Annotated in this window: 8 protein-coding genes; 4 read left to right on the forward strand and 4 right to left on the reverse strand. The window is 34.5% G+C overall.

Annotation, left to right across the window (positions count from 1 at the left end; translation table 11 throughout):
- The first annotated feature begins 49 nt into the window (after positions 1 to 49).
- A complete protein-coding gene (locus KO515_RS17185; protein WP_215937566.1) occupies positions 50 to 1,252 on the forward strand; it encodes a multidrug effflux MFS transporter in 1,203 nt (400 codons plus the stop codon).
- A 58-nt stretch (positions 1,253 to 1,310) separates the two neighbouring features.
- Here the strand turns inward: KO515_RS17185 and KO515_RS17190 are convergent, their stop codons facing one another.
- Positions 1,311 to 4,208, reverse strand: coding sequence for a T9SS type A sorting domain-containing protein (locus KO515_RS17190; RefSeq protein WP_215937567.1), 2,898 nt, complete (start codon positions 4,206 to 4,208; stop codon positions 1,311 to 1,313).
- A gap of 212 nt (positions 4,209 to 4,420) precedes the next feature.
- Positions 4,421 to 5,041 (reverse strand): L-threonylcarbamoyladenylate synthase, encoded by a 621-nt coding sequence (locus KO515_RS17195; RefSeq protein WP_215937568.1) that lies wholly within the window; start codon positions 5,039 to 5,041, stop codon positions 4,421 to 4,423.
- Between the two features lie 50 nt (positions 5,042 to 5,091).
- On the opposite strand from KO515_RS17195, the gene KO515_RS17200 reads away from it, so the two are divergent.
- A complete protein-coding gene (locus tag KO515_RS17200; protein WP_215937569.1) occupies positions 5,092 to 5,955 on the forward strand; it encodes an alpha/beta hydrolase in 864 nt (287 codons plus the stop codon).
- Here the strand turns inward: KO515_RS17200 and KO515_RS17205 are convergent.
- Entirely contained in the window at positions 5,952 to 8,303 is a 2,352-nt protein-coding gene (locus KO515_RS17205; protein WP_215937570.1) for an ATP-dependent helicase, read from the reverse strand. The two genes, KO515_RS17200 and KO515_RS17205, sit on opposite strands and share 4 nt — an antisense overlap.
- Before the next feature lie 133 nt (positions 8,304 to 8,436).
- Here KO515_RS17205 and KO515_RS17210 point away from each other — a divergent pair, with 133 nt between their 5' ends.
- Complete coding sequence (locus tag KO515_RS17210) at positions 8,437 to 9,708, forward strand: amidohydrolase (protein WP_215937571.1); 1,272 nt, start codon at positions 8,437 to 8,439, stop codon at positions 9,706 to 9,708.
- On the opposite strand, the gene KO515_RS17215 is transcribed toward KO515_RS17210, so the two are convergent.
- Entirely contained in the window at positions 9,705 to 11,276 is a 1,572-nt protein-coding gene (locus KO515_RS17215) for a hypothetical protein (protein WP_215937572.1), read from the reverse strand. The two genes, KO515_RS17210 and KO515_RS17215, sit on opposite strands and share 4 nt — an antisense overlap.
- 126 nt (positions 11,277 to 11,402) lie before the next feature.
- Here KO515_RS17215 and KO515_RS17220 point away from each other — a divergent pair, with 126 nt between their 5' ends.
- Positions 11,403 to 11,924 (forward strand): hypothetical protein, encoded by a 522-nt coding sequence (locus KO515_RS17220; RefSeq protein WP_215937573.1) that lies wholly within the window; start codon positions 11,403 to 11,405, stop codon positions 11,922 to 11,924.
- Positions 11,925 to 11,954: the final 30 nt, after the last annotated feature.

Consider the following 11,954-nt stretch of genomic DNA (forward strand, 5'->3'; position numbering starts at 1 on the left):
AGTAATACTTCAAATCAAAAATAGGTAATAAATCACTTACTTTTGCCCAATGCAAAATCAAAAAAGATCTCAGTTAGAATTTGTAGTGCTAATGGCAGCCTTGATGTCTATTGTAGCACTTTCAATTGATGCCGTTTTACCTGCTTTACCCAAAATTGGAGATTATTTAAATAGCGTCAACGCAACCGAAAATCAAAAATTAATCACTACTATATTTCTAGGTTTAGGATTTGGACAACTTATTTTTGGACCATTATCGGATAGTTTTGGACGCAAACCTATGGTGTTTTTTGGTTTTGGTGTATTCATTATTGCTTCAATTATTTGTATCACGACACGGAATTTTGAAATGATGCTTTTTGGTCGTGTATTACAAGGTATTGGACTGTCTTCGCCCAGAACTATGAGTACAGCTATTGTCAGAGATTCATATAGTGGAGACCATATGGCGAAGATTTTATCTATTGTCACCATGACCTTTATTTTAGTTCCGGTTATTGCGCCAATGTTGGGGCAGTTTTTAATGAGTCATTTTGGATGGCATTCTATTTTCACGGTAACCTTAGCTTTTGGATCATTAGTAATGTTATGGTTTTGGAAACGACAACCAGAAACACTTCATGAGAAATACAAAAAAACGTTTCGGCTCGCAAATTTTAAATCTGGAGCTAATACTTTTTTCAGAATAAAATCTGCTGTTATTTATACGTTACTTTCAGGACTTGTTACTGGCTCTTTTATGGTGTATTTAAGTACATCGCAACAAATATTTCAAGTGCAATATGAATTAGGAGATTTATTCCCTTACATTTTTGCCAGTTTAGCTGTTACTATCGGACTATCAACGTTTTTAAATAGCGCGATTGTGATTCGGTTTGGTATGTGGAATTTAGTCCATATAGCCTTAATTGTATTTGTCGTTAATTCACTAATTTTTGTCATTACGTTTTGGTCAGGTATCAATCCACCAATAGAAATTTTGATGGTGTTTCTAATGCTACAATTTGCAAGTGTAGCCTTCTTATTTGGAAATTATAGAGCTTTGGCCATGGAACCCATGGGACATATTGCTGGTGTTGGAGCTGCGCTAAATGGTTTTATTTCTACCGTTATGGCGGTACCCATAGCAAACTTTATTGGTAGTTTTATTAAAACGTCTGTTTTACCGCTTTTTATAGGCTTTTTTGTCACTGGAATTATTGCCTTAGTTTTATTTTATAGTATAAAAAAACCAGTGAGAGTGAAAGAATAATTATTAAAATGATTGCTTTCACTCTACTGGCTACAGTAATTTCATAATGTTATCAAGCCTATTTCAATATGACTTTTTGTGTTTTATTTTGAGTATTATTATTCAACTCTACAACATACACACCTGTACTTAATCCACTCACATCAATAGCTTGAGATCTACTAGAAGTAATTAAGTTTTTCGAAATAACGATACGCCCTTGTAAATCATAAATCGTAGCCTTTGTAGCGTCTGCTAACTGACCTGCAACAACAATTGTTTTATCGGCTGTATTTGTGTATATAGTTAATGCATCTAAAGTATTTATAGTTGTAGATAACGTACTATTACTTAAACGTAGATAGAAACGACCAATACCATCTAAGTTTGCATTTGGCGTTAATACATAATCTCCAGAATTTAACAAGGTTGTGGTGTTATTAACCGTATCCTCTAAATATACCTCTACAGTATTTGGCAATGTAGATTGTGAAATAGTAAACGAAATTTGCTCACCTTGATTAGCATTCACACCAAGTGGAATAGTAACATCACTTATATTTGAAGTATTTAAAGATTGAAGTGCAAAATTAACGTTCTCATTACTTTCTACTAACTGAGAATAAAGTGCAAATGTAGGTGCTGCACCAAACACTTTAGCATCATAACCAGGATCTAACCCTAAGCTAGAACCCTCATTAAAGTAGAAACTTGTTCTGTAAGTATTAGAACCTACAAGATCTAATTTAAGATTATAACTTATAGATGGTGATCTTCCTACAATGTAATCATCAGAACCAATTAATGTTCTCATATCTGTAGTACTAGACGATCCGTTATTAAAAACAACATTACCAGTAGCGTTTTTAGCGGCAACCAAAAATCCTTGACCAGGTGCAATATTTAATGTTTCAGTAGTCGCTGCATTTATAATAGTAAAATTTCCAGTTGTAGCTTCACTTCCTGTATATGTCCCGCTATTATAAGCATAAATGGCTTCAGCATCATCATCTAAAGCGGCCGTATTGGCAGTTAAAAACTCAGAAGCACTAAGATAGCTTGGGTAAGGATTCCCAACCAAATTCCATTGACTTCCACCAACAGGGCTACTAATAGGAGCACTAACATTACCTGTAACGACATTTCCTGTAAAAGTTAAGACTTGGTCGCTAGTTGTAGTTGCAGCTCTATACCCTTTTCCTGATTCTAAAGCTGTGGTAGCAGCTACTTCAAAAATTTCATAAGCGGTAGTACCTGAAGCGTTATTATAAGGACCAAAAGCATAATGCGTTCCGTTAGTTGCTAGTTTAGATGCGTTTGTCGGAGAACCTAAAGCGATAAAAGTATCAAAGCTAAGTCCACTTAATGGTGCCGCAATTAAATCATTTCCAGCACCTGAAGCTGTACCTAACATATTTACATGACGTTCGTAATTTATCGTACCAGAAATAGTACCATTTAAAATTAAGCTTGAATAACTATCAGAAACAGATGTTAAATTCACTGCCTCAGTAACCGTTAAAGTAACTCCAGAATCAATAGTTAAGCTTCCTCCGGCTTCTACCATTACTGATTCCACAGTTGCATTTGCACTAAGAACTGCATCCGTACCTGATTTCACCAAAAATCGATAACAAGCATCTCCTGTATCTGGAGCGTCGCTAACAGCTAAACCTTTTAAGTAATCCGTACCATCCCAAACGATATCTGAAATGAAACTTAATGTAAAATAATCACCGTCTGTAAAAGAAACACCTGTTACTGTTGCTGTAGTTCCTACGACTGTTAAATCATAAGCTGTTGCTGAACCAAAAGTATTATTATCATCCACAACCAATTGCAGCCCTTCACAGCCATCTGCGGCTGCAGTAATAGTTGAAAGATCAAATTCTAATGTTACTGTCCCTAAATCTCCGGTTTTACTAACACGCCACTTTGACGTTAACTCTTGAGAATTGTTGTTTGAATTAAATGCAAAATCATATGCTGGGTCTTTAGTATCTTCTCCCCAAAATAAAAAATCTCCATTTGATAAAGCAGAAGGTGTATGCATACTCAAAATTCCAGTTCCTCTAGAAGCTAAATGATTAGAACCATCTGATGCTTGACCAATACCTGCTACATTATGGTCAAAATCTCCATTGACAGCATCATCTTGTGTATAAAAATCTTTAGAGCCGTCTAAAGCTGTACCATATTTTGCAGATAAATAATTTTCAACAATTGTTGTTTCCGATAGATTAAGTGATTTTGTATATAAAATAACTTCTGCTATGTTTCCGTTGAAACTTGACGTTGACTGCCTACCAATACCGAAATCAACAAAACTATTTAGAGTTCCATCATATGATATTGTTTGAGAAGCTTCTGCATTAATATATTGAGTTATAGACGTACCTTTAAAATCTTGTGTAAGAACATAAGGAGTATCAGCATATAATTTTATTCCAGCTCCGTTAGGGAAGCTTTTTTTTACCCCATCAGACTGTACACCTCTTCCCCACAAATAGCCATTAGTAGCCCACATTCCGATAGTTTTTTGGTTCGCATCTGTTGAAAATGCAGTTCCAGATGGACCTGCTTGAATAATTCCTCTAGTGTTACTATCAAAAGATGGTGCCTGCAGCACAACGAATAAACTTACTTCATTGCTATGGCCAACACCAGTTGAAAAGATTCCATCGTTATTTCCATCAAAATTTAAAGCGGAATAGCCATTTATAGCGTCAGTTTTTAATTTAGGTTGTAAACCTCCATTACCTTGTGAGGCATTGTTACCTTCACCTGAAGCATCATTCCATTGTTGTATCGATGAGTTATTAGAAGCTGGAGTTACACCTGCATCTGTAAAAGTACTATTTTCGGCCTTTAGCCATATTTCGTTATCTGTTGTGACTCCTCCTGGTCCTGTCTGAGAGAAACCATAAGTTGATAATAATAACGAAAGGACTGTGTAAATTTTTGCTTTTGTATTCAAAATCTTAAGGGGTATAAATTAATTTGTCGGTAAAAGTACATAAAAACTCTACAAAAAGCAAATAATATCGTTTAAATGCATTTTTATGTGAGAAAGAAATAAAAGAAATGTACAATTATATTATCCCTCTTTTTCATAAAGAATACTAGTATCACGCTAATTATTGGGGTAGTCCTATTCTATCCAATGAAGGCATTTATCTGCAGAAAGATCTAAAAAATCTCTAATCCACCTTTACCTTCCCTAATAATTTCTGGTGGATCTTCTGATAAATCGATAATAGTGGAGGCTTCATTGTCTCCATAACCACCATCGATTACTAAATCTACTAATTTATCCCATTTTTCAAGAATTAACTCTGGGTCTGTGGTATACTCTAATACATCGTCGTCATCTCTAATAGATGTTGAGACAATAGGGTTACCTAATGCCTCAACAATTGCTAAAGCGATAGTATTATCTGGAACCCTAATTCCTACTGTTTTACGCTTTTTGAAAGGATTGGGTAGGTTCTTTGACCCCGGAAGGATAAATGTATAGGGTCCTGGCAAGGCGCGTTTCAAAATTTTAAACGTAGTGGTATCGATTTGTTTTACGTAATCACTTAGGTTACTTAAATCTTTGCATACGAATGAGAAGTTAGATTTTTCCAACTTCACACCTTTTATTTGAGCAATACGCTCTAATGCTTTTATGTTAGTAATATCACAACCTAACCCATAGACGGTATCAGTTGGATAAATTACCAATCCACCATTTTTCAAAACTTTAACTACTTTTTGAATCTCCCTTGGGTTAGGATTTTCCGGATATATCTTAATAAACTCAGCCATAATATGTAACTTACAAATACGTTATACAAAGTAAGTATATTTTTTTCAATATGAAACGACTATTATCTATATACCTGTCATTGTTATTCATCTGTCTTATAGCATCATGTGATTCTGAACGCTCTGAGGATACAGACTTAGAATCCTTAAATCCAATAACATCTCACGAAGAATTCAATATTTCTTATGGTAATCATAGCGATCAGGTCTTTGATTTATATTTACCTGCTAACCGAACCATGGATACAAAAACGATTGTTTTGCTTCATGGAGGTGGCTGGACTTCTGGAGATAAAGCAGATATGAGTGATATTAAGAATTTTATCAAAGATCAAATGCCTAGTTATGCGATTGTAAACATAAATTACAGGTTAGCAGATGAAAATAATCCACCTTATCCGATGCAAATTAATGATATTACAAGCGTAATTAATTTTTTAGATTCCAACCAATCCTATTATACCATTTCTGAAAATTTAGGTTTTGTAGGTCTTAGTGCTGGTGCACATTTAGCTTTATTATGGAGTTATGCTTTTGATACAGCGCATAACGTTGACATGGTAGCTAGTATTGTTGGTCCCACAAATTTTACGGATCCTGCTTACTTAAATAATACAAATCTAGTGCTTCAACAGATATTAGATAGTTATGGAATAAATACGTCTACCGATTCTCTAGAAGAGGTCAGTCCTTACCATAAGGCAACGTCTAGCGCTCCTCCTACTATTTTATTTTATGGAGGAGAAGATCCTTTAATTCCAATAACTCAAGGTACTGCAATGCGAGATAAACTTGAAGAATTAAATATTACGCACCAATACACCTTATACCCAAATGAAGGTCACGGTTGGACGGGACTTAATTTATTAGATACGACGATACAATTAAAAGCGTTTATTGAAACGCATCTTTAATCTTGCTTAGTTCTTAAGATTTCAAGCTTAGCAAAACGTAAGAGTAAGTTTTTAGTATCACCATTCTGAAATTTTATTTCAGCTTTAGCATCAGCCCCAGAACCTTCTAATTTAATCACTTGTCCACGACCAAAACGTTGATGGTTTACAGTATTACCTACAGTAAGTTTAGAGTCGACAATATTAGAAGCATCAGTAGATTGCACTTGTTTTACGCGTTTCAATTTTTTTGGCGTGCTAATAATAAATTTCTCAGGTTTCTTCGTGGTCTTCATAGATTCTTTTTTCTGAAGTTTTGCTGTTTTCGGTTTAGCGAACCTCACTCTATTAGGTTCAACATCTCCAAATATAGACGAATCTAACATTGGATTATGGCGTTCTTTTAAAGGTGTAACGATGTTAATAAACTCATCATCAATTTCTTCAATAAAACGACTTGGTTCGGCATCTATCAACTTTCCCCAACGGTAACGCGATAGTGTATAGGTTAAATAGGCTTGCTTTTCTGCTCGTGTCAAAGCTACGTAAAATAATCGACGTTCTTCTTCAAGTTCACTTCGGGTATTCATACTCATAGCACTCGGAAACAAATCTTCCTCCATACCTACAATAAAGACATGTCCAAATTCTAAGCCTTTTGCCATGTGAATACTCATTAAAGCTACATGATCTGGATCACCTTTATCACCATCTAAATCTGTTGCTAAAGCCACATCTTCTAAAAATTCTGCTAAAGAATCGCCAGCATCTGCCAACTCAATTTGTCCTTCAACAAAATCCTTAATACCATTAAGTAACTCTTGAACGTTGTCTAATTTAGTTACTCCTTCCGGCGTTCCGTCTTTTCCAAGCTCTCTAATTAAGCCACTCGTTTTAGAAACATGTTCAGATAAATCAAATGCATTGGCTGTCTGATTCATTACTTTGTAACTCTCAATAAGCATTACAAAATCACGAAGCTTATTCTTAGTTCCGTTATTAATATTTATAGAAACGGAATCAATATCTTTTATGACGTCATAAATCGTTTTTCCTGTTGCATTTGCAGCCACTACTAACCTATCGACCGTCGTTTGGCCAATACCTCTTGCCGGATAATTTATGATTCGTTTTAAAGCCTCTTCATCTGCAGAATTGAGAATTAAACGCAAATAAGCGGTAACATCTTTAATTTCTTTCCTTTGGTAAAATGACAAACCTCCATAAATTCGGTACGGAATATCTCGTTTTCTTAAAGCATCTTCAATCGCTCTAGATTGCGCATTTGTACGATACAAAACCGCAAAATCACTATTATTTAACTGGTTGTTCATTTTGGTTTCCCAAATCGTACTCGCCACATAACGTCCTTCGTCTGCATCTGTCATGGCGCGATGCACAATTACTTTTTCCCCTTCAACATTAGCAGTCCAAACTATTTTATCAATCTTGGTTTTATTATGTTCAATAACAGAGTTTGCCGCACCAACAATGTTTTTAGTTGAACGATAATTCTGTTCTAATCGAAACATCTTAACATCGTCGTAATCTTTTTGGAAATTCAGAATGTTATTAATATTAGCTCCACGGAATGCATATATACTTTGCGCATCATCACCTACAACACAAATATTTTGAAAACGATCTGCTAATGCTCGCACAATTAAATATTGAGAGTGATTGGTATCCTGGTACTCATCTACTAATATATAACGAAATTTATCCTGATACTGTGCTAAGACATTTGGAAAACGGGTTAATAACTCATTGGTTCTCAATAATAAATCATCAAAATCCATTGCTCCAGCTTTAAAACAACGATCTACATATTCTTTATAGATTTCCCCCATCTTAGGTCGCCTTGCCATAGCATCAGCCTCCATCAATTCTGGGTTTTTAAAATAGGCCTTTACAGTTACAAGACTATTTTTATATGAAGATATACGGCTATAAACCTGCTTGGTTTTATAAACGTCCTTATCGAGACCCATTTCTCGAATAATAGCACCCATTAATTTTTGAGAATCTTGAGTATCGTAAATTGTAAAATTGCTTGGATAACCTAAATGATGGCCTTCAAAACGTAAAATCTTAGCAAAAACGGAGTGAAATGTTCCCATCCAAAGGTTTTTTGCTTCATCACCAACAATATCAGCGATTCTACCTTTCATCTCTTTGGCTGCTTTATTTGTAAAGGTTAAGGCTAAAATATTGAACGAATCAATCCCTTTGCTCATTAAATATGCTATACGATAGGTAAGCACACGAGTCTTTCCTGAACCTGCACCAGCAATGATAATCATTGGTCCATTGATCTGAATTGTAGGTTCTAATTGTGCGTCATTAAGTTGACTGAGATACTTTTCCAAGCTAAAAATTTTTGAAGGAGTAAAATTAAGGATACTACTATACTTTTCCGCATAGAAACGCTATAAATTATAAACAAACTATTCAGAATGGTAGTTGTTTAAATTTCAATATATTAGTGAAAATCTTTTTAACATGAAACAATTAGCCATTCTACTCACATTAATATCTCTATTTTCGAACTCTCAAAATTCGATTGAAAACGACATCATTGCTATTGAAGACCAAATGATAGCATGGAGACATCATTTTCATCAAAATCCGGAACTATCGAATCGTGAATTTAAAACAGCGGAAAAAATAGCGGAACATTTAAAATCTTTAGGATTAGACGTAGAAACTGGTATTGCCAAAACTGGAGTTGTTGCCTTGTTGAAAGGTGATCACCCTGGAAAAGTGATTGCCTTGCGAGCAGATATAGATGCCCTTCCGGTTACAGAACGGAACGATTTACCCTTTAAATCTGAAGTAACAACGACATTCCTAAATACTGAAACTGGAGTGATGCATGCCTGTGGACACGACACGCATATTTCAATTTTAATGGCTACCGCTGAAGTGTTATCTAAACACAAAGACAAAATAAAAGGGACGATAAAATTTATTTTTCAACCTGCAGAAGAAGGTCCGCCTCCAGGAGAAGAAGGTGGTGCTAAATTGATGATTAAGGAAGGGGTTTTAGAACATCCAAAAGTTGATGCTATATTCGGACTTCATATCAATTCTGAAACTCCGGTTGGCACAATTAAATATAAAACAGGCGGGATTATGGCTGGTGTAGAACGCTTTGTTATCGATGTCAAAGGAAAACAAACGCATGGCTCTCAACCATGGTCTGGTGTAGATCCTATCTTAATTTCTGCAAAAATAATTGACGGTCTTCAAACTATAATAAGTCGTGAGTCAAATTTAACCAATGAAGCCGCTGTAATCACTGTAGGAAAAATTACATCAGGAACGCGTTTTAATATTATTCCTGAAACGGCACAAATGATTGGAACGGTGAGAACTCTAGATACAGATATGCGTGCTCACATTGAAAAACGCATGACCGAAATGGTTACAACTATTGCAAAAGCTTACGGTGGCGAGGCGACCATAACGTTCCAAAATTTTACATCTATTACTTATAATGATCCGGATTTAACGGCTCAAATATTACCGTCGTTACAGGCAGCAGCTGGAGAGGCTAATGTTTCTATAATGAAAGCCACAACGGGAGGTGAAGACTTTTCATATTTTCAGGAAGTTGTGCCTGGCGTCTATTTTTTCTTAGGAGGCATGACACCTGGCACTACAGCATCTTTCCCACATCATACACCCGATTTTAAAATTGATGACAGTAGCATGATACTCGGAGTTAAAGCGTTTACCCAATTGACATTAGATTATTTAAATAGTCATTAATCGTCGGGCTTTTCACCATCACCAGCCATGGCAGAAAGTAAACCTGCTTTAATATTTAACCATATAAAATTAAATACAGATTTGTTGGTCTCACGTTCAACCTGTTCTGACTGACCATAGCGGAAATTATTTTTGTCATCCTCACTATCTTTTGAAACAAACAAATTGACTAAACTCGATAAAAATTTATTTTTTTCTTTTCCATTTTTTTTCAAAATTGAAACTTTAAAGTCATCATATTTCATTTTGATGTCAATACGAGAAGTGTTTGGCGTACCACTAATTGTAAAATAGGTTTGTTTTAATTCCCCATTTAAATCGACCTGAAGGTTAGGTTGTGTAAACTGATCCATTTGAGTCGCATTAAACAATCCTAAATCTGCTTTAAATGTAAATTGATCTGTAGTATCGGCAACCTTAAAATTCCAGTCTACAATTAAAGGAGAATCTTCCATAAACGTAGACCGTATCTGAATAACGGTATCATCGTTACCAAACGTATTTCCTAATTTAGAAAACGTTGCATTTAAATCGTTAAAATCTAAACGACCAGCTTGCTTATCTGCATTTACTTTTTCCAAATATGAAATACTACCATCTGTAATCTCAACCAAATTGATTCCTAGATTAAAACCTAAATCTCTAAGAGAGGTACCATATAACGGTTTATAAGTTAAATCGTCTGTCACCAATTTGTCTCGGTAAATTTCCGCATAAGGCGCACTTAATTTTATTTTACTTGATTTAAAATAGAATTTTTCATCAGTATCAAACCCAAAATCCATATCTGAAATTTTCATCTCTTCTATCTCCATATTAAAATGATCACGTTCTTTTTTGAGAAGTGTAGAATATTTAGCCTTGGAGTATTTAGTTTTTAGTTTGAAGCCTTTGAACCTAGCACTACTATTAGTGACATGAATTGAATTTGCCATAAGGTTATCAAATTCATTTGTGGCCCACATTAAATCTTTGGCACTTAAATCAAAATCAGTATATGTAATTTTCTTATTTATTTTTGATGCTTTTGGGTTAATTTGAAAATCTAATACTTCAAAATTAAGATTAGGAATACTTAAAATTATAGAATCACTTTCATAATTCGTTATTAATACATCGGCCTTAGTAATTGCGATTTTGTCGGCATGAATTATTTGTTTGACTTTATCTAGAAAGCTGCTTTGGTAATCCTTATTCTTCACGATTGAGTTATGTTTATATTTTGCTACTAACTCATCGATTACTAGGGATTCTATTGCTATTTTATCATTAAAAAGCAAATTCCAATACCCAACATCATTGATTTCTATCGATTTAAGTTTTGCGTCTAAAATCGTTTTGTTGGTTGTTTCACCTTTAACTATAACCTCGGGAGAAAAGATTGCTAGACTACCACTCCATATCGAAGCTTCTACTGCAGTGAATTGAGCATTGACTGATTTAGGTAAATCATCAACAGCACTAATTATTTTACGCTCAATAACTGTATTGGCAATAAATGTGAAGACAACTAAGGAGGTGCAAATAATAGCCGCAATTATTCCGATTTTTTTATATTTTGGATTCATTTTTTTTAGTGATAAAATTTCAAAATGTTCAAATTAAATTAACTTTACAGTTTCATGATAGAATTTACTTAAACCGTATTAAGTATATTAACGATTTCATAATTAATCTTAACTCATAAAATTCTAATGGATATTGACAACATTATCGAATTACTTTTTAACATTGCTCCTGCAGCTATTGTAGGTTTAGTGGCCTACTATTTTTTTAAACAACATATAGAGAATGAAAATAGTAGAAGACGCTTTTTAATGCAGAAGGATTTGCAAAAAGAAAGTTTTCCATTACGCTTACAAGCCTATGAACGCATGTCACTTTTCTTAGAGCGCATTGCACCTTCTAAACTTCTTACACGAGTGAATCCAACATCTTCAAATAAAGAGGATTACGAAAGTCTACTTATTGCTACAATAGAGCAGGAATTTGAACATAATTTATCTCAACAAATCTACGTGAGTGATCAATGTTGGTCTATAACACAAGCGGCTAAAAATGCAACTATTCAGTTGATTAGAAAAGCAACTTTACAAGAACAAACCGATACAGCTAGTAAACTTCGTGAAGTTGTTTTAACCGATCTTATGGACAAACCTGCACCTAGTAATGCAGCTCTTGCTTTTATTAAACAAGAAGTTGGTGAGATGTGGTAGTTAGATTGTTCGATTGATAGATTGATAGAT

Origin of the sequence: Winogradskyella psychrotolerans, from assembly GCF_018860545.1 — a bacterium.
Classification (GTDB): Bacteria; Bacteroidota; Bacteroidia; order Flavobacteriales; family Flavobacteriaceae; genus Winogradskyella; species Winogradskyella psychrotolerans_A.

Bases quoted from the DNA above. Each gene is read 5' to 3' on its own strand.
- KO515_RS17200 (WP_215937569.1), top strand. From the start codon at position 5,092: ATGAAACGACTATTATCTATATACCTGTCATTGTTATTCATCTGTCTT.
- KO515_RS17210 (WP_215937571.1), top strand. From the start codon at position 8,437: ATGAAACAATTAGCCATTCTACTCACATTAATATCTCTATTTTCGAAC.
- KO515_RS17220 (WP_215937573.1), top strand. From the start codon at position 11,403: ATGGATATTGACAACATTATCGAATTACTTTTTAACATTGCTCCTGCA.
- KO515_RS17185 (WP_215937566.1), top strand. From the start codon at position 50: ATGCAAAATCAAAAAAGATCTCAGTTAGAATTTGTAGTGCTAATGGCA.
- KO515_RS17215 (WP_215937572.1), bottom strand. From the start codon at position 11,276: ATGAATCCAAAATATAAAAAAATCGGAATAATTGCGGCTATTATTTGC.
- KO515_RS17195 (WP_215937568.1), bottom strand. From the start codon at position 5,041: ATGGCTGAGTTTATTAAGATATATCCGGAAAATCCTAACCCAAGGGAG.